Source organism: Streptomyces sp. NPDC014907, from assembly GCF_055562975.1.
Window position 1 is genome coordinate 576,886 of the sequence record NZ_JBVHEG010000003.1, and the last position, 26,809, is coordinate 603,694.

19 protein-coding genes and 1 pseudogene are annotated in these 26,809 nt (G+C 75.9%); 12 read left to right on the plus strand and 8 right to left on the minus strand.

Annotation, left to right across the window (positions count from 1 at the left end; translation table 11 throughout):
* Positions 1-87 precede the first annotated feature (87 nt).
* The 7 genes and pseudogenes from ACZ3IL_RS11795 to ACZ3IL_RS11825 form a co-directional block, all read left to right on the plus strand.
* Entirely contained in the window at positions 88-2,067 is a 1,980-nt protein-coding gene (locus ACZ3IL_RS11795) for an FAD/NAD(P)-binding protein (protein WP_467389098.1), read from the plus strand.
* A complete protein-coding gene (locus tag ACZ3IL_RS11800) occupies positions 2,064-3,632 on the plus strand; it encodes a nitrosuccinate lyase (protein ID WP_467389100.1) in 1,569 nt (522 codons plus the stop codon). The genes ACZ3IL_RS11795 and ACZ3IL_RS11800 overlap by 4 nt, the downstream gene beginning before the upstream one ends.
* Positions 3,629-4,819: a 3-deoxy-7-phosphoheptulonate synthase gene (locus tag ACZ3IL_RS11805; RefSeq protein ID WP_467389102.1), complete on the plus strand. Its 1,191-nt coding sequence runs from the start codon at positions 3,629-3,631 to the stop codon at positions 4,817-4,819. The genes ACZ3IL_RS11800 and ACZ3IL_RS11805 overlap by 4 nt, the downstream gene beginning before the upstream one ends.
* Positions 4,816-6,237 (plus strand): ATP-grasp domain-containing protein, encoded by a 1,422-nt coding sequence (locus tag ACZ3IL_RS11810; protein ID WP_467389104.1) that lies wholly within the window; start codon positions 4,816-4,818, stop codon positions 6,235-6,237. The genes ACZ3IL_RS11805 and ACZ3IL_RS11810 overlap by 4 nt, the downstream gene beginning before the upstream one ends.
* Positions 6,234-7,610 carry an MFS transporter gene (locus tag ACZ3IL_RS11815; protein ID WP_467389106.1) on the plus strand — a complete coding sequence of 459 codons (1,377 nt, stop codon included), beginning with the start codon at positions 6,234-6,236 and terminating at the stop codon, positions 7,608-7,610. Before ACZ3IL_RS11810 ends, ACZ3IL_RS11815 begins: the two co-directional genes overlap by 4 nt.
* A gap of 83 nt (positions 7,611-7,693) precedes the next feature.
* The gene (locus ACZ3IL_RS11820) at positions 7,694-8,542 is read left to right on the plus strand and encodes a LuxR family transcriptional regulator (protein ID WP_467389108.1); all 849 of its coding nucleotides are present in this window, start codon (positions 7,694-7,696) and stop codon (positions 8,540-8,542) included.
* Positions 8,523-9,551 (plus strand): annotated as a pseudogene (locus ACZ3IL_RS11825) (histidinol-phosphate transaminase); the annotation flags it as partial. The gene ACZ3IL_RS11820 and the pseudogene ACZ3IL_RS11825, both read left to right, overlap by 20 nt.
* Before the next feature lie 132 nt (positions 9,552-9,683).
* Here ACZ3IL_RS11825 and ACZ3IL_RS11830 read toward each other — a convergent pair.
* The 5 genes from ACZ3IL_RS11830 to ACZ3IL_RS11850 form a co-directional block, all read right to left on the minus strand.
* Positions 9,684-11,375 carry a class I adenylate-forming enzyme family protein gene (locus tag ACZ3IL_RS11830; RefSeq protein WP_467389110.1) on the minus strand — a complete coding sequence of 564 codons (1,692 nt, stop codon included), beginning with the start codon at positions 11,373-11,375 and terminating at the stop codon, positions 9,684-9,686.
* A gap of 150 nt (positions 11,376-11,525) precedes the next feature.
* A complete protein-coding gene (locus ACZ3IL_RS11835; protein ID WP_467389112.1) occupies positions 11,526-12,404 on the minus strand; it encodes a prephenate dehydrogenase/arogenate dehydrogenase family protein in 879 nt (292 codons plus the stop codon).
* On the minus strand, positions 12,401-14,539 hold the full coding sequence (gene pabB / locus ACZ3IL_RS11840) for an aminodeoxychorismate synthase component I (protein ID WP_467389114.1): 2,139 nt from the start codon (positions 14,537-14,539) through the stop codon (positions 12,401-12,403). The genes ACZ3IL_RS11835 and pabB overlap by 4 nt, the downstream gene beginning before the upstream one ends.
* Complete coding sequence (locus ACZ3IL_RS11845) at positions 14,536-14,883, minus strand: chorismate mutase family protein (protein WP_467389116.1); 348 nt, start codon at positions 14,881-14,883, stop codon at positions 14,536-14,538. The genes pabB and ACZ3IL_RS11845 overlap by 4 nt, the downstream gene beginning before the upstream one ends.
* A gap of 361 nt (positions 14,884-15,244) precedes the next feature.
* Positions 15,245-15,637 carry a DUF6479 family protein gene (locus tag ACZ3IL_RS11850; protein WP_467389118.1) on the minus strand — a complete coding sequence of 131 codons (393 nt, stop codon included), beginning with the start codon at positions 15,635-15,637 and terminating at the stop codon, positions 15,245-15,247.
* Between the two features lie 140 nt (positions 15,638-15,777).
* Between ACZ3IL_RS11850 and ACZ3IL_RS11855 the strand changes: the two genes are divergently transcribed.
* Together ACZ3IL_RS11855 and ACZ3IL_RS11860 are read left to right on the plus strand one after the other, a co-directional pair.
* Positions 15,778-16,287 carry a SigE family RNA polymerase sigma factor gene (locus tag ACZ3IL_RS11855; protein WP_467389119.1) on the plus strand — a complete coding sequence of 170 codons (510 nt, stop codon included), beginning with the start codon at positions 15,778-15,780 and terminating at the stop codon, positions 16,285-16,287.
* 122 nt (positions 16,288-16,409) lie between these two features.
* Positions 16,410-17,765, plus strand: a complete 1,356-nt coding sequence (locus ACZ3IL_RS11860; protein WP_467389121.1) for a hypothetical protein — start codon at positions 16,410-16,412, stop codon at positions 17,763-17,765.
* A gap of 132 nt (positions 17,766-17,897) precedes the next feature.
* Here ACZ3IL_RS11860 and ACZ3IL_RS11865 read toward each other — a convergent pair whose 3' ends face one another.
* From ACZ3IL_RS11865 to ACZ3IL_RS11875, 3 genes are all read right to left on the minus strand, one after another.
* Complete coding sequence (locus ACZ3IL_RS11865) at positions 17,898-19,586, minus strand: bifunctional 3'-5' exonuclease/DNA polymerase (protein WP_467389123.1); 1,689 nt, start codon at positions 19,584-19,586, stop codon at positions 17,898-17,900.
* A 251-nt stretch (positions 19,587-19,837) separates the two neighbouring features.
* Positions 19,838-21,949 (minus strand): FtsX-like permease family protein, encoded by a 2,112-nt coding sequence (locus ACZ3IL_RS11870; RefSeq protein ID WP_467389125.1) that lies wholly within the window; start codon positions 21,947-21,949, stop codon positions 19,838-19,840.
* Positions 21,943-22,794 (minus strand): ABC transporter ATP-binding protein, encoded by an 852-nt coding sequence (locus ACZ3IL_RS11875; RefSeq protein WP_467389127.1) that lies wholly within the window; start codon positions 22,792-22,794, stop codon positions 21,943-21,945. The genes ACZ3IL_RS11870 and ACZ3IL_RS11875 overlap by 7 nt, the downstream gene beginning before the upstream one ends.
* A gap of 262 nt (positions 22,795-23,056) precedes the next feature.
* Between ACZ3IL_RS11875 and ACZ3IL_RS11880 the strand changes: the two genes are divergently transcribed.
* The 3 genes from ACZ3IL_RS11880 to ACZ3IL_RS11890 all read left to right on the plus strand — a co-directional run bounded on the left by ACZ3IL_RS11880 (position 23,057) and on the right by ACZ3IL_RS11890 (position 26,779).
* Positions 23,057-24,181, plus strand: coding sequence for a DUF2786 domain-containing protein (locus ACZ3IL_RS11880; protein ID WP_467389129.1), 1,125 nt, complete (start codon positions 23,057-23,059; stop codon positions 24,179-24,181).
* A gap of 70 nt (positions 24,182-24,251) precedes the next feature.
* On the plus strand, positions 24,252-26,333 hold the full coding sequence (locus ACZ3IL_RS11885; RefSeq protein WP_467389131.1) for an FUSC family protein: 2,082 nt from the start codon (positions 24,252-24,254) through the stop codon (positions 26,331-26,333).
* A 233-nt stretch (positions 26,334-26,566) separates the two neighbouring features.
* Positions 26,567-26,779: a DUF397 domain-containing protein gene (locus tag ACZ3IL_RS11890; RefSeq protein ID WP_467389303.1), complete on the plus strand. Its 213-nt coding sequence runs from the start codon at positions 26,567-26,569 to the stop codon at positions 26,777-26,779.
* Positions 26,780-26,809: the final 30 nt, after the last annotated feature.

Below are 26,809 nucleotides of genomic sequence, written 5' to 3' on the forward strand. Positions count from 1 at the left end.
CTGGAACACCTCCGTCTGACCCGGCCCCGCCGTTCCGGCGCGGGCCAGTCCACCAGAAACCTTTTTCCGCCGGCGGGAGAGGAACACATGCCGCAGCACAGCCATGCCCGGATCGCCCTCGTCGGGGCCGGTCCCCGGGGCCTGTCCGTCCTGGAGCGCATCTGCGCCCAGGAACGCAAGTCCCCGGCCCACGACGCGCTGACCGTCCACGTCATAGACCCCTCCCCACCGGGTTCCGGCGCGGTGTGGCGTCCGGCCCAGTCGCGCCACCTGCTGATGAACACGGTCTCCTCGCAGATCACCCTGTACACGGACGACAGCGTCACCGTCGAGGGGCCCATCGAGGAGGGGCCCAGCCTCCACGAGTGGGCGCGCCGGATCGCCGCCGACCCCGCCGCCACCGAACGGCGCTTCGGCGCCCAGACCCTCGCCGAGGCCCGCGAACTCGGGCCCGACGCCTACCCGACCCGCGCCTTCTACGGCCACTACCTCCAGTGGGCGTTCGAGCGGGTGCTGGGCGAGGCCCCCGGGCACATCACCTTCCACGTGCACCGCACCCGGGCCGTCGCCCTGCACGACGCGCGCACCCCCGACGGCCCGCAGACCCTCGACCTCGCCGACGGCGCCCGCCTGACCGGCCTCTCCGCCGTCGTCCTCGCCCAGGGCCACCTGCCCGCCGGGCCGGAACCCGAGGAGCGGCACCTCGCGGAGTTCGCCGCCGCGCACGGCCTCACGTACATCGGCCCCGCCAACCCGGCGGACGTCGACCTCGGCGGCATAGGCCCCGGCCGGCCGGTGCTGCTGCGGGGCCTCGGCCTGAACTTCTTCGACTACATGGCCCTGCTCACCCACGGCCGCGGCGGCTTCTTCGAGCGGGGGGCCAACGGCCGGCTGGTCTACCGCCCCTCCGGCCTCGAGCCCCGGATGTACGTCGGCTCCCGCCGGGGCGTCCCCCACCAGGCGCGCGGCGAGAACGAGAAGGGCGCCCACGGCCGTCACGCGCCGCGCCTGCTCACCGTCGAACGGGTCGCGGCGATGCGCGCCGCCGCCAGGGACGGCGACTGGATCGACTTCGGCGTCCACATCTGGCCGCTGGTCCGCAAGGAGGTGCAGAGCGTCTACTACGAGCGGCTGCTCGCGGCGCGCGGCGGCTCCTGGACGCCCGGCCGGATCGAGGACTTCACCGCCCGTTACCTGGCCGCCGACGACGAGGCCGAGGAGGCCCTGCTCGCCGGGGCCGGCATCGACGGCGAGGAGCGGTGGAACTGGCGGACCCTCTCCCGCCCCTACGGCGACCTGCGCTTCACCGACCGCGACGACTTCCGGCGCTGGATGCTCGCCTACCTGCTGCGCGACGCCAAGGAGGCCCGCGAGGGCAACGTCAACGGCCCGCTGAAGGCCGCCCTCGACGTCCTGCGCGACCTGCGCAACGAGATCCGACTCGCCGTCGACCACGGCGGCCTGGAGGCCGGCTCGCACCGCGAGGAGCTCGACGGCTGGTACACCCCGCTCAACGCCTTCCTGTCCATCGGCCCGCCGGTCTCCCGCATCGACGAGCTGATCGCGCTGGCCTCGGCCGGCGTCGTCGAGTTCACCGGGCCCGGCCTGCGCGTGCGCACCGAGGCCGGGGGACCCGACGGGCCGGTGTTCGTGGCCGCCGCCGACGGGGTGGACGGCGACGACATCCGGCTGACCGCGCTCATCGAGGCCCGGCTGCCGCAACCGGACGTCCGCCGCACCACCGACCCGCTGCTGACGCAGCTCCTGGAGACCGGCCAGTGCCGCCCGTACACGGTCCCCGGCCGCGACGGCACCGCGTACGAGACCGGCGGCCTCGCCGTCTCCGAGCGGCCCTACCGGCTGGTCGACGCGGCGGGCGTCCCGCACCCGCGCCGGTTCGCCTACGGCGTCCCCACCGAGGGCGTGCACTGGGTCACGGCCGCCGGCATCCGGCCCGGCGTCGGCTCGGTGACCTTGGAGGACTCCGACGCCATCGCCCGCGCGGCCCTCGCCCTCCCCGCCGTCGCCCTGTCCCCGGCCGCCCCCCGCGCCGAGGTCCGCTCATGACCGCCCCGGCCCGCCCCGCCCCGCACCCGTCGGCGGCTCCGTCCGCCCCCGCGCCGGACTCCGTGCCGCACCCGCCGGACTCCGCGCCGGACTCCGTGCCGCACCCGCCGGACTCCGCGCCGGACTCCGTGCCGCCCGCCGCGCCCGACGCCGGGCTGCTGTCACCCGTACGGGCCGGCACGCCCGCCGAGGCGGCGACCGGCGACACGGCCTGGCTCCAGGCCATGCTCGACGCCGAGGCGGCACTGGCACGGGCACAGGCACGGCTCGGGACGCTGCCCGGGGAGGCCGCCCGGGTGATCACGGAGGCGGCCGACGCCCGGCGGCTCGACGTCCGGGCGCTGGCCCTGGCCGCGCGGGAGAACGCCAACCCCGTCGTCGGCCTGGTCGCCGCCCTCACCCGGCTCGTGGCCGAGCGCGACCCCGCCGCCGCCGAGTACGTGCACCGGGGCTCCACCAGCCAGGACATCCTGGACACCGGCATGATGCTGGTCGCCGCCCGCACCCTGCGGCTGCTCCGCGCCGACCTGCTGCGCACCGCGGAATCGCTGGCCGTCCTGGCCGCCGGGCACCGCGACACCCCGCTGGCCGGACGCACCCTCGCCCTGCACGCCGTCCCCACCACCTTCGGCCTGAAGGCGGCGGGCTGGCGGCACCTGCTGCTCGACGCCGTCCAGCGCGTCGACCGCCTCCGGCTGCCGGTGTCGGTCGGCGGCGCGGCCGGCACCCTGGCCGGGTACCTGGAGTACGCCCGCCTCGACGCGCCCCCGGCCGGGGACGGCCGTCCCGCCGGCCCCGGCGCGGACGCGTCCCGGACCGGGGACGACTACGCCGCCCGCCTCGGCGCCGCGTTCGCCTCCGAGACCGGGCTCTGCGCGCCCTCCCTGCCCTGGCACGCCCTGCGCACCCCGGTCGCCGATCTGGGCGCCGTACTGGCCCACGCGGCCGGCGCGCTGGGGAAGTTCGCCGTGGACGTCCTGGTCCTGGCGCGCACCGAGACCGCCGAGGTGGCGGAACCCGCCCCGGCCGGCCGGGGCGCCTCCTCCGCCATGCCCCACAAGCGCAACCCGGTGCTCGCCACCATGATCCGGTCCGCCGCCCTGGTCGTCCCGGCCCTGGCGGGCACCCTCGCCCAGGCGCTCGTCACCGAGGACGAGCGGTCGGCCGGCGTCTGGCACAGCGAGTGGCACACCCTGCGCGAATGCCTCCGGCTGACCGGCGGCGCCGCGCACACCGCCGCCGAGCTCGCCGCCGGGCTGACCGTCGACCCCGCCCGGATGCGGGCCAACCTCGCCCTGACCGGCGGCCTGTCCGTCACCGAGCGGGTCGCCGCCGTCCTCGCCCCGAGGCTCGGCAGGGCGGCGGCCCGCCGCCTGCTGACCGAGGCCTCCCTCACCGTCCACGCCACCGGAAGACCCCTCGGGGACGTCCTCGCCGCCGACCCCCGGCTGCGCGGCGTCCTCGGCCCGGAGGAACTGCGCGACCTGCTGGAACCCGCCCACTACACAGGAGCGGCCGGTCCCCTGACCGACCGGGCCCTGAGACGAGGAGCGAACACGTCATGACCGGTACAGCCCTGGAGGCACTGAAGTCGGCGCAGCAGCCCGACTGGCCCGATCCCGCCGCCCTCGCCACGGTCGTCGGCCTCCTGAGCGAACTCCCCCCGCTCACACCCCTCGCGGAGAGCGACGCGCTGCGCGCGCGGCTGGCCGCCGCCGCCCGCGGCGAGGCGCTCCTGCTCCAGGGAGGCCACTGCGCCGAGGAGTTCGGCGAACGCGCCCTCGGCGAGGCCGAGAGCACCGCCACCACCCTGCGCCAGATGGCCGAGATCGTCTCCTACGGCGCCGCCGTGCCCGTGGTGCCGCTCGGCCGGATGGCGGGCCAGTACGCCAAACCGCGCTCCAGTCCCACCGAGTCGCGCGACGGCACCGAACTCCCCGCCTACCGGGGCGCCGCGGTCAACGGCCTGGGGTTCACCGCCGCCGAGCGCGCCGCCGACCCGTGGCGGATGACGACCGCCTACGACACCGCCGCCCGGACCCTGGACCGCATCCGCCTGCTCGGCGGTCCCGACGCCCCGGACGGCCTCCCGCTGCACGTCAGCCACGAGGCGCTGCTCCTCGACTACGAGACGCCGCTGGTGCGCACCGACGAGGAGACCGGCCGCCGCTGGGCCGGTTCCGGCCACTTCGTGTGGATCGGCGAGCGCACCCGCCAGCTCGACGGCGGGCACGTGGCGTTCGCCGCGCGGATCGCCAACCCCGTCGGCGTCAAGGTCGGCCCGACCGCGACCGCCGACGAACTGCTCGCCCTCGCCGAGGTCCTCGACCCCGACAACGAGCCCGGCCGGCTCACCTTCATCACCCGCATGGGCGCGGGCGCCGTCCGCGACGTGCTGCCCGGCCTGGTGGAGAAGGTCACCGCCGCCGGTTCGCCCGCGCTGTGGGTGTCCGACCCGATGCACGGCAACACCCGGGTCGCCCCCGGCGGCCGGAAGACCCGTCTGCTCGACGACATCACCGCCGAGCTCCGGGCCTTCGTGGAGATCCACCGGGAGCTCGGCACCCACCCCGGCGGCCTGCACCTGGAACTCACCGGCGCCCACGTCACCGAGTGCGTCGGCGGCACCGACCCGGTGGCCCTCGACGACCTCGACCTGCGCTACACCACCGCCTGCGACCCGCGCCTCAACCGCGGCCAGGCCCTCGACCTGGCCTTCCTGGCCGCCGACCTGTGGAGGCCCGACCGATGAACACAGCCCCGACCCCGACGCCCGGACCGGCCCCGGCGTCCGGCTCCGCCCCGGCCCCCACCCCCGGTCCCGCCCCGGCGTCCGGTCCGTCCCCGGCGTCCGGCAAGCCCGCCGCCTTCCTCCTCACCGGCTCCTTCCTCGCCGTCTGCCGCGCCCCGCTCTACCTGGAGGAACTGACCCGGCGCGGTCTGAGAATCCTGCTGATCACCCCCGCCGCGTGGCGGGAGCAGGCCCTGGCCTCCCGGTCCGAGCCCGGCCACCCGGCCGCCGCCATCGACGACTTCGCGTTCGTCGAGGGCTCCGTGGACCGCGAGGGCTCCTTCAACGCGGGCGTCGTGGCCGCCGTCCGCGCCTGGCAGTCCCGCTACGAGATCACCGGCGCCTACGCGGCGGGGGAGACCCTCGTCGAACCCACCGGCCTGGTCGCCGACGCCCTCGGCCTGCCCTCCCCGGGGCTGCGCGCCAGCCGGGTCTGCCGCAGCAAGTACCTCCAGCGGCTCTACCTCGCCGAGTTCAGCCCCCGCGCGCTGGTCGTCCCGCCCGGCGGCCGGGCCGGCGCCGACCTGTCCGCCGTCCCCTTCCCGGCCGTCGTCAAGCCCGCCACCCGGCACTCCAGCTCGGGCGTGCGGACGGTCACCGACGCCGGCGCGCTGGCGGCGGCCCTGGCCGAGTACCCCGCACACGAGACGGTCCTGGTCGAGGAGAAGGTCCCCGGCCAGGAGTTCTCCGTCGAGGCGCTCGTCCAGCACGGCCGGCCCGTGTGGAGCTCCGTCACCGTCAAGCAGACCACCGACGCGCACGCCGACACCTTCGTGGAGCTGTCCCACACCGTCTCCGGCGCCCCCGGCCCGGAACGCGACGCGCTCCTCGACGTCAACGAGCGCCTGCTGCGCCTGCTGGACTTCCGGGACGGCATGACGCACTCCGAGTGGCGCCTGGACGCCGGGGGCCGCCCCCGCCTGATGGAGATCGCCGCCCGCACCCCCGGGGACGGCCTCACCGTCCTCTACCACCTCGCCACCGGGCGGCCCGTCGAACCGGAGATCATCCGCATCGCCCTCGGCGAGACCGCCGAGTACCCCGCGCCGACGCGTTACGCCCGCCAGGTGTACGTGGAGCACGAGCCCGGCATCCTGGAGGAGGTGTCGGTCGACTGGCCGGGCGTCGGCGTCGAGTGGGCGGGCGAGGGCGACCTCTGGCCCGAGGTGCGCGTCGGCCGTGCCGACGACCCGCCGACCCTGCGGGCCGTCTTCACGCAGAAGGAGAAGGGCTCCTACGTCGGCCCGCTGCACAGCAGCGAGGACCGGGTGGCGAACTTCTTCATCGACGCCCCCGGGCCCGCCGAGCTGGACGAGCTGGAGGCGAGGGTCCGCGCGGCCGTCACCGTGCGCACCGCACCCGCGGAGCCGGCCGGATGAGTGCGCACGGGGCCGGAGGGCCCTCCTCACCCGTACGGACGGCGGACGCGGACACCACGCCGGACACCGCCGCCGTCCCGGACGCGGACACCGCCCCGGAAGCGGTCGCTCCTCCGGAAGCGGTCCCCACCCCGGACGCGGACACCACCCAGGACGCGCGCCCCGCCCCGGAAGCGGTGTCCGCGCGCCGGGCGTTCGCCGAGGCGCCGCTCGCCGTCAAGACGCTGCTCGCCGGGGTGTTCATCAACCGCCTCGGCGGCTTCCTGAACATCTTCCTGGTCCTCTACCTGACCTCCCTCGGCCACTCCCCGGGCCGGGCCACCCTCGCGCTCGGCGCCTACGGGGCCGGGACCGTCCTCGGGGTGCTCATCGGCGGTTCCCTCTCCGACCGGATGGGGGCCCGCAACACCACCGCGGTCAGCATGGCGGCCTCGGCCGTGCTGACCGCCGCCCTGCTGTACCTCGGCGACTACGGCACCCTGCTGGCCGTCGTCGTCCTCGCCGGCCTGGCCGGGCAGATGTTCCGGCCCGCCTCCGCGGCGCTGCTGTCCGAACTGGCCGGCGAGGACCGGCAGGTCATGGTCTTCGCCATGTACCGCTTCGGCCTGAACCTCGGCGCGATGGCCGCGCCGCTGGTCGGCTTCGGACTGTTCCGCCTCGGCGGCGACAGCTACCACCTGCTGTTCTGGGGGGAGGCGGTGATCGCCCTGGCCTTCGCCGTGCTCGCCTGGCGCACCCTGCCGGCCGACCGGGCCGGCGGCGCCCGGAAGACCGGGGAGGCCACCGGGAGCTACCTCGCGGTCCTGCGCGACCGGAGGTTCTCCCTCTACCTGGTCGCCACCCTCGTCCACACCGCGGTCTACGCCCAGTACCTCTCCACGCTCCCGCTCGACGTGGCGGCGGCCGGCCTGGCCGTCTTCTGGTACACCGTCGCGGTCTCCCTCAACGGCTTCCTGGTCATCGCCTTCGAGCTGGTGCTCACCCGGATCACCCAGGCGTGGCCGGTGCGGGTCACCATCGGGGTGGCGTTCGCCCTGCTGGGCACCGGAGTCGCCCTGTACGGGCTGCCGATGGGCCCGGCGGTGATCGTCGCGGGCACCCTCGTGTGGACCCTCGGCGAGATCATCGGCGGTCCGGCGATCTTCTCGTACCCCGCCGTCGTCGCCCCCGCCCACCTCAAGAGCCACTACCTCGGCAGCTTCCACTTCGCCTTCGGCCTCGGTTCGGCCGTCGGCCCGGTGGCCGGCGGCTGGCTCCTCGCCGGGCTGGGCCACTCGTTCTGGTTCGTCCTCGGCGGGGCCTCGCTCCTCGCCACCCTGCTCGTCCTGGTGGCGCTGGGAGGTTCCGGCGCCACCGGGCGGCGGGGAGCGTGACCGCACCGGGCGGAGGGCCGCGGGTCTCCCCGCGGCCCTCCGCCCGTTCCACCCCCGTGTTCCCCCCTCCCGGAAGGAATCGCATGCGCAGCAACCTCGCCCTGGTCCCCCCGCCGGCCGAACCCGCGGTCTCCCCGCAGGACACCCTCCGGCGGATGGCCGACACCCTGGAGGACCTGTCCCGGTACGCCGCCGAGGCCGCCCGCACCCAGGCCCGGCCACCCGAGCCGGTCCCGGCCCCGGGGCCCGCGCCCGGCCCCGGCCCGGCCCGCGTCGAGTACGTCCACGGCGCCGACCGGATCGCGCACGCCATCCGCGAGGCCCTCGGCCGGGCCCGCGAGGAGATCCTCACCGCCCAGCCCGACGGCCCCCGCCCGGGCGCCGTCCTCGACGAGGCCTACACGGCCGTCCGGGACCACCTCTCCCGGGGCGTCTCCATGCGCACGCTCTACCAGCACAGCTCCCGCTTCCACGAGGACACCCGGCGCTACGTCCAGGCGGTCCAGAAGCACGGCGCGCAGGTCCGTACCCTGCCCGAGTTCTTCGACCGGCTCATCGTCATCGACGGCGAGGTGTCCTTCATCCCCGCGGACGCCACCCGGACCTCCGCCGTCGTGATCCGCGACCGGGCGGTCACCGGCTTCCTCGCCGACGTGTTCGAGAAGGCCTGGGACCGGGCCGAGCCCTTCCCCTACCGCCCGGTGCGGGCCGTCCGCGCCGCCTCCGAGGTGGTGCCGGACATGCGGCTCGCCATCCGCAAGCTGCTCATCGAGGGCTGCTCCGACAAGGCCATCGCGCGCCGGCTCGGGGTCAGCCTGCGGTCGGTCCAGGGCCACGTCTCGTGCCTGCGCGACCAGTACGGAGCACAGCACCGTTTCCAGCTCGGCTACCTGGTGGGCCGGGGCGAGAGCGCCCTGCCCGCCATCGACTGAAGGAATCCCGACCATGCACCGGCTCGACGCCAACGAGAACCCCTACCCCCCGCTGCCCTCGGTCCGCGCGGCCCTCGCCGGGGCGGCCGGCCGCGCCCACCGCTATCCCGACCGCTTCTCCACCGGCCTGACGGAGGCCCTGGCCCGCCGCCTCGGCGTGCCGGCCGCCCATCTGGCGGTCGGCGCCGGTTCGGTGGCGGTGCTCCAGCACCTGCTGCACGCCCTGCTCCGCGACGGCGACGAAGTGCTGTTCGCCTGGCCGTCGTTCGAGGCGTATCCGCACCTGACGGAGGTGAACCGGGCGGTTCCGGTCCGGGTGCCCCTGTCGGGCGCGGACGCCGCCCACGACCTGGACGCCATGGCCGGGGCGATCGGCCCGCGCACCCGGGTGGTCCTCGTCTGCAACCCGAACAACCCGACCGGCACGGTGGTCGGCCGGGCCGCCCTGGAACGCTTCCTCGACCGGGTGCCGGCCGGGGTGACCGTCGTCCTCGACGAGGCCTACCGCGAGTTCGTCACCGACCCGGACTCGCCCGACGGCGTCGAGCTCCACCGCGACCGCCCCCACCTGGTGGTCGTCCGCACCTTCTCCAAGGCGTACGGCCTGGCCGGCCTGCGCGTCGGCTACGCGGTCGCCCACGAGGCCCTCGCCGCCGCGATCCGCTCCTCCGCCGTGCCGTTCGGCGTCAACTCGGCCGCCCAGACGGGCGCCGTCGCCTCCCTGGAGGCGGAGGACGAACTCCTGGAGCGGGTGGGGGCACTGGTCCGGGAGCGCGAGCGGGTCGCGGCCGCCCTGCGGGCCGGGGGCCTCGCGGTCCCCCGGAGCGAGGCCAACTTCCTCTGGCTCCCGCTGGCCGGCCGCACGGCGTCCTTCGCCGCGGCCTGCGCCGACGCGGGCCTCGCGGTCCGCGCCTTCCCCGGCGAGGGCGTCCGCGTCACCGTGGGCACCCGCGAGGCCAACGACGTCCTCCTCACGGTGGCCGCCTCCTTCGTCCCGTCGGTCGTCTGAATCCTCCGCCCCGCCCGGACCCGAGGGGCCGGCTCCCGCCGGGAGCCGGCCCCTCGGCCTCGCGGCCCGTCCGCGCGCGGGGCGCCGCCCCGTCCCGGCCCGCCCCTCGCCGGGCCGGTACGGGGCCGTCCGTCAGCCCGCCGCGAGGGCGAGCACCTTCCCGGCGGCGGCACCGTCCGCGGCGTACGCCCCCAGGTCGGCGTACTTGTCGCGCAGCTTCCGCTTCAGCACCTTCCCGGTCACCCCGACCGGGAAGTCCTCAGCGCCGAGGGCCACTTCGAGGAGCCGCAGCGCCGGCTGGCCCGCCGCCGCCAGCGCCTCGTTGGCGCGCAGCAGCAGCTTCTCCGCGTCGGCCCCGGCGTCCTGCGTGGTCACCACGGCGACCGGCACCGCGGCCCCGCCCTCGCCGCCCGCGACCACGGCGACGTCGTCGAACTCGGGCACGTCGTTGAGCAGCACCTCCTCCATGAGCGTGGAGTACGCCGGGCCGGTGGCGGTCCGGATCTGGTCGGCGGTCCGGTCCACCAGGTAGAAGTCGCCGTTCGCGTCCCGGTAGGCCATGTCGCCCGGCAGCCAGTACCCGGCCAGCTTGTACCGGTAGGTGGTCTCGGAGTCGCCCCAGTACCCGGGCGTGATCGCCGGGCCCCGGGCGGCCAGGAAGCCGACCTCGCCGTCGTCCGCGTGGCTGCCGTCCTCGCGCAGGATCGTCACCTCGGCGACCCCGACCGGCTTCCCGGCGCAGCGGTCGTTGCGCTCGGTCTCCTTCGTGCGGATCTTCAGCAGCACGCCCCAGCCCAGCTCGGTCGTGCCGAGCCGGTCGAAGAACTGCGCCGACGGCAGGTGCGGGGAGCGGTGCTCCAGGGTCCGGGTGATGTGCGCCTGGTGCACGGCGTCGCCGATCGACACCCAGGTGCCGACGCTGTCGAGGCGGCCCTTCGCGTTCTCGAGCGCGGCCAGTTCGGCGTAGGAGTGCGCGAACGCCATCACCGCGGTCGGCTTGTGCTCGGCCACCGCCTCGGCCAGTTCCTCGCCGCTGCGGTCGCTGTGCGCGACGATCGGGGTCCCCGCCAGGACCGCGTACACGGTGAAGGCGATGCAGCCGAGGTGCGACTGCGGAAGCGCCGTCAGCATCAGCGAGTTCGGCTGCTCCACGAAGTCCACCAGCCGGAACTGCGGCCCGGCGACGATCGTGCCGTGGGTGTGGATCGTCGGCTTCGGCCGGCCCGTCGTGCCGGAGGAGTGCAGGACGACGACCGGGTCCTCCTTGACGTGCCGCCAGTACGCGCCCGGGGGCAGCGCCGCCGCCGGCGGCGACGGCAGGTCCTCCTCCTCCTGGGTCCAGACGAGCCGGTCGAGGACCCCGCCGTGGGCGCGCAGGTCGGCGAGCCGGGCCCGGTCCGCGTAGAGGCCCACGGGGGCGGTCTGCTCGATGAGGGACGCGGCGATCGGCGCCGTGGCCTTGCTGTTGACGAGGACGGCGACGGCGCCGATCTGGGCCAGCGCGTAGAAGTGCACGGAGTACGCGAAGGAGTCCTCGAACCAGACCGCGACCCGGTCCTTGGGCCGGACGCCCCGCGCGAGGTACCAGGCGGACCAGGCCTGTGCCAGCCGGTCCACCTCGGCCAGGCTCCAGTCGTGCTGTTCGGCGCCCGCCAGGTTGGTGAGCGGGCGGGTGGAGTGGACGAAGGGGGTCGTGGGGCTCGGGCTCGCGGCGAGGGCCGCGCGCAGCAGGTTGCCGCCGCCGACGGTGGTGTCGGCGGCCAGCGCCGCGCGCTGCTCGGGGTCGAGGACGGTCGCGGCGAAGCCCGTGCGGGAGTCGGTCATGTCGTGCCTCTCTTGATGGGGAGGTCGGAGTGCGCGCGCGGGTGCGCGGCGGTGGTGCGGGGCCGGGATGCGCGGCGGTGGCGCGGGGCCGGAGTGCGCGCGGGTGCGCGGCGGTGGCGCGGGGGCGGGCCTTTCGGCGCACCCCGCGAGTCAGACGGACGAGAAGAGGCGCGCGCAGAGGTCGCGGTAGTTGTCGAGCTCGGCGCCCAGGGCCCCGCGGACCGTGGACATCAGCGACGTGAAGTCCTCCTCGGTGCCGTCCCTGACGGTGTCGGCGAGGCGGCGCGCCGCCTCCGCCAGGGCCGTGCGGGCGGCCACCGCCTGCGGATTGGCCGCCTGCACGTCCCAGTACACCTCCGGCGTGCCGGAGGAGACCCGGGCCACCAGTGAGGCCAGCGTCTTGTGCGGGGGCGGCGCGATCCGCGCGACCTCCTCCGCGTCGGTGCCCATGCCCGACAGGGCGAGCCCGAAGGAGAGGACGGTCGCGTGGGTGAGTGCCTGGGACACGGCCGTCAGCCGGTCGTGCTCGGCCGCGTCCACCCGGACGATCCGGCTGCCCCAGGACTCCACCAGCTTCAGCAGGGCGGCGGCCATCGGTCCGTCGAACGACACCGACGCGGCGACCACGCGCCCCTCGAAGCCGAGCGCCGGGGCGAACATGGGGTTCAGGCCCACGCCCTCCACCCCGCGCAGGTGCTTCCGGAACTCCTCGTCGATCCGCTGCTTCACGGACAGCGTGTCGACGAGCAGGGCGCCGGGCCGCAGCGCGGCGGCCACCCCCTCGACGGCGGCGAGCGCCACCGGTTCCGGCACGGCCAGGACGACCATGTCGGCCTCGCCCAGCTCCCGGGCCAGCGCGGGGGAGAGGTCGGTGATGTCGCCGGGGAGGGCGCGGACGCCGTCGGGGACGGGCGGGCCCGCCCCGGCCGGGTCCACGACGCGGACCCGGACGCCGCTGCCCAGCAGCTTCTCGGCGAACAGCCGGCCGACCGCGCCGCGGCCCCCGGCGATCACCGCGCTGCCTATCACGCCGGACTCCCGGCGGGGGCCAGGGCGGCGGACCGGGCCCGCCCCGCCGCGGGCCGCTCCAGCGCGGTGCCGACCACCGCCTGGACCATGGCCCGCGACTTGACCACCGTCTCCTCGAACTCCTCGTCCGGGTCGGAGAGCGCGATCACCGCGCCGCCGACGCCGAACGTGACCCGGTCCCCGGTGGCGACCAGGGTGCGGATGACGATGTTCAGGTCGGCGGCGCCGCCCAGCGAGAACCAGCCCAGCGACCCCGAGTAGACGCCCCGGGCGCCCTCTTCGAGCCGGTCGATGATCTCCATCGTCCGTTCCTTCGGCGCCCCGGTCATCGAGCCGCCGGGGAAGGCCGCCCGCACCGCCGACACCGCGGACTCGCCGTCGCGCAGGGTGCCCCGGATGGTCGACACCAGCTGGTGCACGGGCGCGTACGTCTCCACGTCGAACAGCTTGGGCACGTGGACCGAGCCGACCTCGGAGACGACGTTGAGGTCGTTGCGGATCAGGTCCACGATCATCAGGTTCTCGGCGCGGTCCTTCTCGTTGCCGAGCAGGTCCCGCCGGAGCAGTTCGTCCTCCGCCGGCGTCGCCCCGCGCGGCCGGGTGCCCTTGATCGGCTTGGACTCGACCGTCCGGTCGGTGCCCACCGTCATGAAGCGCTCGGGGGAGGCGCTGAGGACGGCGACCCCGGGGAAGTCGAGGAGCGCGCCGTACGGGACGGGGCTGATCCGGCGCAGTTCGGAGAAGGTCGTCACGGGGTCGATCCGCGCGTCCATCCCGACCTGGTTGGTCAGGCAGACCTCGTAGCTCTCGCCGTCGCGGATCTCCCGGTGGATCTCGGCGATCCGGTCCAGGTAGCCCTCGCGGTCGTGGCGCATGCGGATCATCCCGTCGAGCGCCGGGTCGGTCATCCCGGTGGTGGCGAAGGCGCTCCGGCCGCCGGGCCGCGCGGCGGGGGCCGCCGGGCCGAGGGCGCGCAGCCGGGCCGCGGTGCGGTCCAGCCAGGCGCGGGCGTCGCGGTCGTCGTCGCCCGCGGACAGGGCGAGCAGATAGGTCTCGCCCCCGGCGTGGTCGAAGGCCACCATCCGGTCCGCGAACAGCAGGGCGGCGTCGGGGGTGTCGGCCTTGTGCGCCTGCCGGCCCCCGCTGTCGGCCTTCAGTTCGTAGCCGAGATATCCCACGTATCCGAGGTTGAAGGCGAAGGGAAGGCCTTCGGGAACCGGAACGCGGCGTTGCGCGAGCTGTTCCTCCAGATAGGTGAAGACGTTCTGCGCGACGAGTTCGTCCCGCCCTCCGGGGCGGTGCACGCGGACCGTTTGTTCGAGCACCTGATACGTGAGGTATTCGGAGAGCGGGCCGGTTCCGTCGCCCATGAAGGAGAAACGCGAAAGGCCGTCCACGACCCGGCTGCTGTCCAGCCAGAAACTGTGTTCCCGGCCGGCGAAGAGTTCCCGGTAGGCGACTTCGGTGTCCGGCAGCAGGGACAGTTTCCTCACGTGCGTCCGGTACGGCTCGCGGGGCCGTGACGCGTCGTGCCGGGTCCCCGCGGCCGCGCGCCGCGCGCCGTGCGCCAGCGCCTGGTCGCGGAAGTTGGCCAGGAGTTCGCGGCCGTACTCGCTGCTGATGGACTCCGGGTGGAACTGCACGCCCCACACCGGCAGGCTGCGGTGGCGGACGGCCATGACCACGCCGTCGGAGGTCCAGGCGGTCGGCTCCAGTTCGTCGGGCAGCCGGACGGCGGCCAGCGAGTGGTAGCGCACCACGTCGTAGGGCGACGGGATGCCCGCGAAGAGTTCGGTGCCGTCGTGGGTGACGGACGAGATCCGGCCGTGCATCGGCAGCGGCGCGTGGCCGACCTCGCCGCCGAAGAGGTGGCAGATGCCCTGGTGGCCGAGGCAGACGCCGAGGACGGGCAGTCCGCTCTCCAGGATGGCGCGGCGGCTGATGCCGAAGTCGCGCTCGCGCTCGGGGCGGCCGGGGCCGGGGGAGACGACGACGGCGTCGTAGTCGGCCATGTCGAGGGTGGACCAGTCGGTCTCGTTGGGGACGACGACCGGCGGGCGGCCGTTCACCTCCCCGAGGAGCTGGTAGAGGTTGTAGGTGAACGAGTCGTGGTTGTCGATCAGCAGGGTCCTCATATCGCGCTCCCGGAAGCGGCGGGGGCGGGGGACCCGGGGGCCGGGGAGGCGCCCGCGATGACGAGGTCCTCGACCCGGCAGGTCTCCTCGATGACCAGGTCGTAGAGCCGGCGCAGGAAACCGAGGTCCATTCCGTGTTCCGTGCCGAAGGCCGCCGCCCTTTCCTGGACCAGTCCGATGCGGTGCGGCTGCATCATCGGAATGCCGTTCTCCTTCTTCACGCGGGCGATCTCCACACAGATCCCGACGCGTTCCCGCACGATCTCCAGGAATCGTTCGTCGATCCGGTCGAGCCGCGTGCGCAGCTCCTCGATGTCAGCAGTGGCTTGCGCCGTGGTGGTCATGCCTCCATACCTCCCGGGTCCCTACGCTCACGGAAATCGCTTCACGCAGGAACTCTCGCCCGGCGGGGCACTCCGGGAGAAGGGCGTCCAGGCTTCGTGAATGCGCACTGCGCATTCACGAACCCTGGACGGGGAGAATCACCGGCCCCGTTCGCCGGTGCCGGTGGGCGGTACGGGGAATCCGGCGGCCGGGCCGGTGGGCGTCATGAGGGAATCCGGCGGCCGGGGCCGGTGGACGGCATGGAGAATCCGGCGGCCGGGTCGTGTCCCGGCCGCCGGATCGTCCGTCCGGGTCGTCCGGTCGGCTCTTCCGTCCGTCCGGTCGGCTCTTCCGTCCGGTCGTCCGGCCGTCCGTCCCGCGTCAGTCGCCGTGGCCGGTGCCCCCGCTGCCGAAGCCGCCGCTGGAGATCCCGCCCCACTTGCGCTTCTCCTCGTTCGGGGGCTCGGGAGAGGTCTCCGACCCGGAGCTGCCGGGACCGTTCAGCTGGTAGGGCATGAGCCGGTGTTCGCTGTCGGTGTGCGGCATCTCGGTGGGCCTGCGGTACTCGGTCGCCTCGCCGGGCAGTCCGGCGTCGTCGGGCCGGTGCGGCTGTTCCTCCGCCTTCGGCGGCGCCGGTTCGCGGTTGCGGAGCCGGATGCCGAAGGCGAACGCGCCGATGAGGACGGCGACGACGACGAGACCGCCGAGAACCTGTGCCAGGCCTGACTGCCAAACCCCAGCGGCCAGGTTCTCTGCTGCGCTGAGAGTGTTCATGTCTACGGATTACCCGATTCCGCTTCTTTGGATGCGCTCGGCGGACATCTCTTCGGATTCACCTGAAACATGTGGCCCTCCCCGGCGCGTCTATGAGGTGTACGGCGACCACACCGGTGGCCGGAGAACGGGGGAGGGGCATGAGACAGGCCCGCGCGGACGCGTTCCTGGAGTTCGCGTCCGCACGCACGGGACACCTGTTCCGCTCGGCATGCCTGCTGACCAGCGGTGACACCCACCTCGCCGAGGACCTCACCCAGGAGACGCTCGGCCGGATGTACGTCCACTGGGGCCGTATGGCGCGGGTCGGGAACCCCGCCGCGTACGCCCAGACCGTGCTCGTCCGCACGTTCCTCAGCCACCGGCGGCGCCGTTCCGCCACCGAACGCCCGCTCGGCGAACTGCCCGACCGCGCCTCCGACACCGGGGAGGACCCGGCGCTCCGGATCGCCCTCCTCGACGCGCTCGCCGCGCTCGCGCCCAAGGACCGGGCGGTCGTGGTGCTGCGCTACTGGGAGGACCGCAGCATCGAGGAGACCGCCGACGTCCTGCACGTCAGCTCCGCCGCCGTCCGCACCCGGTCCGTACGGGCCCTCGCGAAGCTGCGGGAACGGCTCGGCGGCGGCATCGCCGAGTTCGCCACCCGCTGACCCGCCCGCCCCGCGCCCCCTTCTTCCTCCTCTTCCCTTTCCTTCCTCCCTTCCCTCCGGCGGTCCGGCCGGCCATCCCCCTCCTCCGCGCTCCCGCCACGAACCGGAATCGGTGATCCCCCATGTCCCAGCACAGAGACCCCCAGCACAGAGACCCCCAGCACAGAGACCCCCAGTCCGGAGACCCCCAGCACGGGGGGTCCCGGCCCGAAGACCTCCGGCCCGACGGCTTCGAGCAGGAGCTCGGCACGGTGCTGCGCCGCGCCGGCGAGGGCTTCCCCGCCGACGACCGACGCGAACTGGTCGACGGCGGGCTCCGGCGCGGCCGGCGCCGGCTGGTGCGCCGCCGGCTCGCGGTGTCCGGAGGCGTCCTCGCGCTCGCCGCCGTCACCGTCGGCGGGGTGTACGGCGGCTCGCTCCTCGGCCCCGCCGGGGAAACGACGACCGCCACCGTGGCGGCGCCCCCGAAGCCGCCCGCCACCAGCGCCCCCGCGGACCGGGAGCCGGAGGAGGCGCGCATCCCGGTGAAGGACATCGCGGCCGTCCTCCGGGCCCACACCCCGGCCGGCACGTGGCGGATCGACAACCCCGACGGCACGGGACAGAGCGCCGGCGGCGTCTACGACGACGGCCGCGGCGAGGCGGCCGTCACCGTCGGCCTCTACCGCGCCGCCGGCTCGGGGAAGGCGGGCGAGGAACAGGTCACGTGCCCCGAAAAGGTCTTCACGCCCTTCGACGCCTGCGAGACCGAGAGGCTGCCGGGCGGCGGCCGGCTCATGGTCCTCCAGGGGTACGAGTACCCCGACAGGCGGGAGGACACCAAGAGCTGGCGGGCGGTCCTGCTCACCCGGGACGGGTTCCTCGTCGACGTGAGCGAGTACAACGCCCCGGCCCAGAAGGGGTCCCCCGTCAGCCGCCCGAACCCGCCCTTCACCCCCGCCCAGCTCAAGGCCCTCGTCACGGCCGACGCCTGGCGCCCGCTCCTCGCGAAGCTGCCCGCACTCCCGCGGCGGAAGCCCGCTCCGGACACGTACCGGACGCCCGCCGGGCCCGACGCCGCCGCCACGCAGGCGATCCTGCGCTCCCTCCTGCCCCGGGACGTGAAGGTGGAGGACCGGGGCGGCCAGGACGGCTACGCCTACGTCGTCGTCGACGACGGCAAGGGCCGCAGCTTCGTCCAGATCAACGTCCAGTCCCGCATGCAGGACGTCGCCGGGCACCTGTCCGACAGCGGGGACGTCACCACGCTGCCCGACGGCCGCATGGTCGGGGTCAGCCGGGGACCGGGCGAGAAGGGCGGCGCCGGCGTCGTCATGTGGACCGTCGACACCCTGACGCCCGGGGGCTTCCGGGTCGTGGTCTCCGCCTTCAACACCGGGGCGCAGCACGAGGACGCCACGCGCGCCGAGCCCGCGCTGAGCGTGAAGGAGCTGAAGGACGTCGCGCTCAGCCCGAAGTGGCTGAAGTACGCCGGATAGGCCGGTCACGCGGGGGAACGGGGGTGGCGGTACGGGGGTCCGCCGCCTCCGTTCCCCCGCCCCCGTCCGGCGGACACCGCCCCCGTGCCCGCCCCCACCCGGCGCCCCCGTCCGGTGTCCACCGCCCCGCCGTTACTTGGCGTCCGCGTACCGCTCCACCGTCGCCGTCGTGAACGGGAACCTCACCGGCGTGTCGCCGAACGTGATCCTCCCCGCCTCGTCGCCCGCCGCGCGGACCGCCTCCGTGACCGCCTCCGCCTCCTCCGCCGGGCAGTGCACGATCACCTCGTCGTGCTGGAAGAAGACCAGCTCCGCCCGCATCCCGGCGAGCGAGCGCCGCAGGGCCGCCAGCATCAGGAGCGCCCAGTCGGCGGCGCTGCCCTGGACGACGAAGTTGCGGGTGAAGCGGCCGCGCGCCCGGGCGTCGCCGGAGGCGTACCCGGGGACGGGCCCGCCGTCCGCCGCGGCGCCGTCCTCCTGGGGCAGGCCCGCCTCCTCCGCGTCGCCCGCGCCGGCCGCGCGCGGGCTGGTCCGGCCGAGCCAGGTCCGGACGAGCCGGCCCTCCTCGCCCGCCCGCGCGGCCTCGTCCACGTACGCCACCGCGCGCGGGAAGCGGCGGCGCAGGGCCGCCAGGTTCTTCAGGCCGTCCCCGCTGGTCTGCCCGTAGATCGCGCCCAGGAGCGCGAGCTTGGCGTGGTCGCGGTCGCCGGAGAAGGCGCGGGCCGAGAGCCGGGTGTACAGGTCGTCGGGGTGGCCCGCGACCTCCATCAGGCCCGGGTCGCGGGAGATCGCGGCGAGGACGCGCGGCTCCATCTGGTCGGCGTCGGCCACGACGAACCGCCACCCCTCGTCGGCGATCACGGCCCGCCGGATCACCTTCGGGATCTGGAGGGCCCCGCCGCCGCTGGTGGTCCAGCGCCCGCTGACCGTGCCCCCGGGCAGGTACTCCGGCCGGAAGCGGCCGTCCCGCACCCAGTCGGCCAGCCACGACCAGCCGTGCGCCGTCCAGATCCGGTACAGCTTCTTGTACGCGATCAGCGGCTCCACCGCCGGGTGGTCGATCTCCGCCAGTTCCCAGCGGCGCGTGGACCGCAGCCGGATTCCGGCCCCCGCGAAGGCCTTCACCACGTCGGCCGGGAGGTCGGGCCGGACGCGGCGGCCGAACGCCGCCGACACCTCGTCCGCCAGTTCGGCGAGCCGGCGCGGCTCGCCCCCGCCCGCGTACCGCTCGCCGAGCAGCTCCGTCAGCAGCTCCCGGTGCGCGTCGGCCCGCCAGGGCAGTCCCGCCCGGTGCATCTCGGCGGCCACCAGCGTCCCCGCCGACTCGGCGGCCGTGAGCAGCCGCATCCTGCCCGGGTGCTCGGCCCGGTCGTGGCGGCGCAGCTGCTCCGCGTAGACCGCGAGCAGCCCCTCGAAGGGCACGGACGCCACCGGGCGCGGCTCGAAGAGCGAGTCCTGCGGACCGGGCCCGGCGGCCCCGCGCTGCGGGGGGTCGGGCGGTACGGGGGCGTTCCGCAGGCGCGCCCAGGCGGCGGCGGCCGAGCGGGGCTCGCCGAGCCGTCCCTCGTGGCCGAGGAGCAGCTGCTCGGCGCCCTCCACGTCGTAGCACCGCTCGACCCGCACCCCCGCGGCGAGGAGCCGCGGGTACACCTCGGCCGTCGACCGCCACACCCAGCGGGTCACCTCCGGGCGGGCCCGCACGGCCGCCACCAGGTCGGGCTCGCGCCGCACCGGACCGGCGGGCGCCCCGTCCGGGCCGAGGGGCGCCAGCAGCGCCCCGTCCCCCTCGGCCTCGGCCGCCAGCGCCCACCTCTCGCTCATGGGGCGAGTCTGGCAGCAGCCACTGACAGGCCGGAGCCCGGCGACGCGGGACACGGGGACGGGGCGCGGGCACGGCGGTACGGGGCAGGAGGGCCGGGCCATGGGGACGGCGGCGCGCGGCACGGGGTACGGGGTACGGGGCCCGGGGACGGCGGCGCGCGGCCCAGGAGGTGGGGTACGGCGGCGGCACGGGGCGGGGCGGCGACCCGGCTCCGACCCCGGTCACCGCCCCGTCGTCCCACCATGGCCGGTCAGCGCGTCAGGCGCCACGCGGGAAGGACCGACGCGGCGACCGCCACCACCGCGCACACGCCCGCCGCCGCGCCGACCGCGGTCCAGGGCAGGACCAGGGCGACCGGGGCCGAGAGGGCGGCCAGGCCCGCGCCCAGGGTGCCGAGGACGACCGCCGTCACCGCCAGGCCGAGGACCGCGCCGATCGCCACGGCGAACGACGCCTCGCCCGCCACCACCCGCAGGACCTGGGTCCGGGTGGCCCCGGCGAGCCGCAGCGAGGACAGTTCCCCGCCCCGTGCCGAGACCGCCATGAGCAGGGTGCTGGCGAGGGCGATCACCGTGTGGACGAGGGCGATGCCGAGGACGAGGAGCAGGCCGAGCCGGGTCTGCGGGCCGCTCGCGGGGCGTTCGGCCGCCGCCCACGCGTCGGCGGTCGCGACCGTTCCGCCGCCCGCCTCCAGGGCCCGGACCGTCGCCGCCCCGCCCCCGCGCGCCTCGATCCGGTCGAGGACGGAGCCCGGGGCGTTCGCCCGGGTGACGTACGGGCCGTTGTCGCCGGTCCCGAGCGCCAGGACGGCCGCCACCCGGAGCCGCACCGGGCCGCTTCCGTCCGCCCGCCACACCTCCACGGTCTCCCCGACCCGCCGCCGCTCGAACTCCTCGTTGACGACGATCGACCGGTCGTCCAGGTCCCGCACGTCCCCCGCGACCACCGGGAGCCGGGACAGTTCCGCGAAGGCCGCCGGATCGGCGACCGCCCGCGCCCCGTACTTCACGAGGGCCTCCTCCCCGTCCCGCACGAAGACGGAGGTCGGCCCGGTGGCGGAGACGACGGCCCCGGCCGGCGCCGTCACCGGTCCCAGGTCCGCCCCGCGCGCCACGTACGCGGCGGTCGTCCGCTCCCGCGCCTCGACGCCCTTCGCGCGCGTGACGCTCGCCGCCGAACCGAAGAGCGTCCCGGCGAGCGCCACGGTCACCAGGACGGGCGCGGCGACGGCGGCGGTGCGGCGCACGGAGGCCGCGCCGTTCTCCCGCACGAGCGTTCCCACGGCCCCCGGCAGGCGCACCAGCCGTGCCACGGGCCGGACGAGGAGCGGGGAGAGCAGGGCCACGCCCGTGATCAGGAGCATGGGGAGGGTCGTGTACGTCTTCCGCTTGAGCAGTTCGGACGGTTCCGTCGCCCAGGTGTGGACGAGGAGCCCCAGGCCGGCCAGGAGGAGGAGCGCGCCGGCCAGGGCCCGGCCCGGGGGCAGGACGTCCGTGTCGAGGTCCGCCTCGCGCAGCGCGGCCGCGGGCCCGATCCGGCCGGCCCGGCGGGAGGCGGCGGCCGCCCCGGCGAGGGCGACGGCCGTGCCCGTCCAGAAGGCGGCGTGGAAGGGCCAGGAGGCGTCGCCGACCGTGAACCACGCGGGCGCGAGGCCGCTGTCCACGAGTGCCCGGGCGAGCGGGGGAGCGCCCAGGGCGCCGAGCGCGCACCCGGTGGCGGAGGCGAGCACGCCGAGCACGGCGGCCTCGGCGAGGAGGAGGCGCCGGACCTGGCCGGGGGTGGCCCCGGCGGTCCTCAGGAGCCCGAACTCGCGGCGCCGCAGCGCGACGGCGAACGCGAACGTCGAGGCGACCACGAAGACGGAGACGAAGGAGGTGACGCCGCCCGAGGTGCCGAGGAGGGCGTTGAGCGAGGTCAGGGCACGGGCGTCCCGCTCGGGGTCGGGGTCGGCGCGCACCCGGTCGGCGCCGGTGAGGACCTGCGCCCGGTCGCCGGCGAGGGCCCGGACCTCCTCGGCGGGGGCGTCGACGCCGACGGCGTCGGGGCCGCCCGCCGTGGTCACGGTCCAGCGGTCGCGGAGTGCGCGGAGGAGTCCGGCGTCCACAGGCTGTGGACGGTCGAGCCGCCGTTCCACCGGGACGGTGCCGGGCCCGCGCCGCACGTCGAGGGTCAGCCGGTCGTGGCCCCGGACGACGACGGGCGAGGAGGCGAACCTCTGGGGAGAACGCTCGGGCGCGTGAAAGGTGGCGTCGAGACAGAGCCCGGTGGCGGCGAGCAGCCCCGCCCCGAGGGCCAGGGCCACGAAGCCGCCGAGGAAGGAGGCCCAGCGGGTGCGGAGGCCGGAGAGGACGACGGTCAGCACGTGATGCCTCCGGGGGCGTGCGGGAGGGCCGCCGTCCGCGGGGGGAGCGTCCGGACGGCGGCCGTCTCCAGGGAGGCCGTCCGCGGGGAGGACGTCCGGGCCGCGGCCGTCTCCAGGGAGGCCGTCCGGGCCGCGACGGCCTCCGCCGTCGGGGCGGACAGTTCGCCCGCCACCCGGCCGTCGACCAGGAAGACCACGCGGTCCGCGCGGGCCGCCGCCACCGGGTCGTGGGTGACCATGACGATCGTCCGGCCCTCCCGGTCGACCAGGTCCCGCAGCAGGCCGAGGATCTCGTGGCTCGTCACCGAGTCGAGCGCGCCGGTCGGTTCGTCGCCGAAGAGGACGGCCGGCCGGGTGATCAGCGCCCGGGCGAGCGCGACGCGCTGCTGCTGCCCGCCGGACAGCTCACCGGGCCGGTGCCGCTCGCGCCCGGCGAGGCCGACCCGGGCCAGGGCCTCCCGCACCTCCGTACGGGACGGGCGGCGGCCCGCGAGCCGCAGCGGCAGGGCCACGTTCTGCGCGGCGGTCAGGGAGGGCAGCAGGTTGAAGGACTGGAAGACGAAACCGATCCGGTCCCGCCGCAGCAGCGTCAGCCGCCGTTCGCCCAGTCCCTCCAGGGAGACGCCGTCCACCTCCACGGTCCCGGAGGCCGGCCGGTCGAGCCCGGCGGCGCACTGGAGGAGCGTGGACTTGCCGGAGCCCGAGGGCCCCATGACGGCGGTGAAGGTCCCGGCCCGGAAGTCGAGGTCGACGCCGTCGAGGGCACGGACCTCCCCGTGGTGGCGGACGAGCCCGCGGAGCCGTACGGCGGTCGGGGCGGCGGCGGTGGTGGCAGTCGGGGTCATGGATCGATCGAACCGTTTCCGGCGCCGCCGGGCACGACCGCTGAGGGGCGTCCCCGGGGTGGGGCCAGACCCACCCCCGGACACCCGCACGCCCCCCAGCCCCCCGCCCCCCCCGCCCCCCCGCCCCCCCGCCCTTCGCGGACGCGCGGCGGCGGCTGAGACCATCGGAGGGACGGGTACGCGCCGGCCGCCAGGGAGCCGGCACGACCCCGCCGGACGGCGGAACGCCCGGCGGGGACGCGGAACGGGACGCGAGGACGGCGTGGGCACCACCATCGACAAGGCCTTCGAGGCGCTGTACGCGAGCGACGACGACTCGCTCGACACGGCGGCCTCGCTGCTCGCCGCCGACCCGGGCGCGGACGCGGAGCTCGCGCGGCGGGGCGAGGGGTTCGTGCGGACCCTGTGGGAGCGGGGCTGGCAGCCGGCGGACCTCGTCCGCGCGGCCCGCCGCGACCTCGCGGAGGAGCACGTACGGCTCCTCTCCGGCCTGATCAGGACGGAGACGGCGGGGTACGGACGGCTGCCGCACCGCTGGCGGGCGCAGCTGGACGGGCTGGAGACGGGGGCCGGCCGGCCGGCGGACCGCTTCTCGCGCGCGACGGCCGTCCTGGAGCTGTACCGGCTGCTCGTCCGGCTGCCGCGCCTGGACGCGGTGGGGCCGGTGCCGGGGGAGACGCTGCCCCCGGCCGCCGCGGGGGAGCCCCGGATGCTCACCCGGATCAGGGCGCTGCTCGCGAAGGCGGAGGCGACCGGTTACCCGGAGGAGGCGGAGGCGCTGACGGCCAAGGCGCAGGAGCTGATGGCCCGCCACAGCCTCGACGGGGCGGCACTCGCGGCGGGGGCGCCGTCCCCGGAGACGCCCGGTGCGATCCGGATCGGGGTGGAACCCCCGTACGAGCAGGCGAAGGCGATCCTGCTCGACGCGGTGGCGACGGCCAACCACTGCCGGGCGGTGTGGAACGAGGCGTACGGCTTCTCGACGGTGGTCGGCTTCGAGACGGACCTGGACCCGGTGGAACTGCTGTACACGTCGCTGCTCGTGCAGGGGACGGCGGCGATGACGCGGGCGGAGGCGGAGCAGCGGGCGGGCGGCCGCAGGCGCACGAAGTCCTTCCGGCAGTCCTTCCTGCTCGCGTACGCGAACCGGCTGGGCGCCCGGCTCTCGGCGACGTCCCGCCGGGTGGCCGCCGGGGAGCCGACGCTCCTCCCGGCCCTCGCCTCGCGCGAGGCGGCGGTCACCACCCGCACGGACGAACTCTTCCCGGAGACCCGCGCGACCCGCGTCCGCGCGGCCTGGGACGAGGCGGGCTGGACCCACGGCGCGTCGGCGGCCGACCGGGCGGCCCTCCACCCGGAGCGGCGGCGGGTGGAGGGCGGGCGGTAGCGGGCGGCCGCCGGGGGGACGGAACGGGGCGAACGGACGATTCGGCGCGGATCGTGGTTAGGCTTCCCGCATGAGCTGGCTCCGGGCCCTGAAGGAGACCGCCCGCTCCGGGTTCGCCGTCGAGCGGCGGCGGCTGGAGCCCGCCGGGGCGGCGCGGGGCGCCCTGGGGCTCGCGCTCGTCGTCGGGTTCTCGCTCGCCTTCTTCGGCCCCGCCGTCGCCGCCTCCTCCGCCTTCGGCGCCTTCCAGGCGGCCATCGCCACCTTCCAGCGCTCCTGGCGCCCCCGCCCCGTCCTCGCCCTCGCCTCCGGCGCCAGCCTCGCCGTGTCGACGTTCCTCGGCTACCTCACCGCCGCCCACGACGCGCTCTTCCTCGCCCTGCTGCTCCTCTGGACGTTCCTGGCGGGGCTCGCCTGGGCCGCGGGGCCGATCGCCGGCCTCATCGCCTCCTCCAACGTGGCGATGATGCTGGTGACGGTCACCCTCCCGACCTCCGTCGCCACCGCCGCCGGCCACGCCCTGGTGATCTTCGCGGGCGGGTTCGTCCAGGCCGCCCTGGTCGTCCTCCTCCCGTCCCGCCGCTGGGGCGCCCAGCGCGACGCCCTCGCGGACGCGCTCGCCGCCGAGGCCGACTACGCCCGCCGCCTGTGCCGCGACCCGGTCGCCCCCTTCGACCCCGTACCGCTCATGACGGCCCGCAACGCCGCCGCCGTGACGCCCCGGCAGGCCCGCCGCCGCCCGGCCGAGCTGCACGGGGTCCGGGGCCTCGCGGAACGCGTCCGCCCGGTGCTCGCCTCGCTCGCGGACCCGGCGGTCGGCGTCCCCGCCGAGGGGCCGGAGCGGGACCGGGTGCGGGAGCTGCTCGCCGCGGCCGCCTCCGTCCTGGACGCCGCCGCGCACACGGTCCGGCACGGCGACCCCGCCGACGTGCCCGCGTCCGTCCTCGCCGCCCTCCGCACCCCGGACACCGGCTCCCTCCTCGCCGGCCCCTCCCACCGCGCCGCCCGCCGTCTCGCCGCGCTCCTCGGCGAGGTCCTGGAGACGGTCGAGCCGGGCGCGGACGCGCCGGCCGGGACGGCCCTCCGCTCCCGGCCGACCCTGCTCCGCCTCGCCCCGGTCGTCCTCGCGGAGGTCCGCGCCGAACTCCGCCCCGGCTCCCCGGTCCTGCGCCACGCGGTCCGCGTCTCGGCGGTCACGGCCGCCGGCTACCTCCTCGGCACGGCGCTCCCCTTCGGCCACGGCTACTGGGCGCCGATGGCCTCGGTGATGGTGATGCGCCCGGACTTCTCGCAGACGTACGCCCGCTCGGTGGCGCGGTTCGGCGGCACCCTGGTCGGCGTCGGCCTCGCGACGGCGGTGGTGCGGTGGGCCCACCCGGGCACGTACCCCTCCGCCGGGCTCGCGGTGCTGTGCGCCTTCGGGATGTACCTGCTGATGCGGACGGGGTACGCGGTGAGCCAGGTCTGCGTCTCCGCCTACGTCGTCTTCCTCCTCGGCATGGGCGGCGCGGGGGTGGACCAGACCGTGCGGGAGAGGGTGCTGCTGACCCTGGTCGGCGGGGTCCTCGCGATGCTGGCGTACGCGGTCTACCCGGCCTGGGAGACGCCCCGGCTGCGCGGCCGGCTCGCGGACTGGCTGGAGGCGATCGGGCGGTACGCGGCCGTGGTCGCCGCCGGGTACGCCGACCCGGCCGGACCGGCCGACCCGGTGGTCCGCGAGGCGCTCCTGCGGACCCGCGCCGCCCGGGTCGCCTGGCAGGAGGCGCTGGCGCGGGCCACCCACGAACCGGTGCGCCACCGGGGCCTCTCGCACGCGGCGGTGGAGCAGGCCGAGGAGGCGCTCGGCGAGTTCGGCCGGGTGGCGATGCTCATGGAGGCGCACCTGCCCGACCACGGCGCCGCGCCCCTCCCGTACGCCGCCGTCCTCGCGGAGTCCCTGCGCCGGTCGACGGAGCGGGGCGCGAAGGAGGTGCGGGAGCGGGGGGACCCGGCCTGGGAGGAGCTGCGGGAGACGGTCGGGGCCTGGTCCGGCGAGCCGCCGGACCACTTCCTGCTGCACAAGGGCGCCGTCCTCCTCCTGGAGGCCCTGGACGACCTGACGACGGCCCTGACGGCGTCCGCCCGGAGCCGCGGGGGCCCGTCCGGCACACCCTGACCGGACGCCGCCGCCCCGGCCCCCGGGCCGGAAAGCGGCCAGGTGGGAGGCCCTGCGGGCGGGTCGCGCCGACCGGTCGCACGCTCTGTCGCGTAGCCGCTACGCCACCCCTCGTGCACGTGCATCTGCTCACGCATCGGCATGTGAACACAGCTATGATCCGAGGAAGTTGACCCCTGCATCAAACAACCCGGGAGCTACCAGTGCATCCTGCGCATCACGCGTACAACGGCATGGCGGCCGAGGAACTGCGGGGTGTCGTCTGGCAGAAGAGCAGGCACAGCAATTCGCAGGGATCGTGCGTGGAATTCGCGAAACTTCCGGGGGGAAACGTTGCCGTCCGCAATTCCCGTCATCCGGAGGGGCCCGCGCTGGTCTACACGCCCGCCGAGATCGAGGCGCTCCTGCTGGGCGTGAAGGACGGGGAGTTCGACCACCTGGTGTGAACGCGGACGGCGCGCGCCGACGGCGCGTCC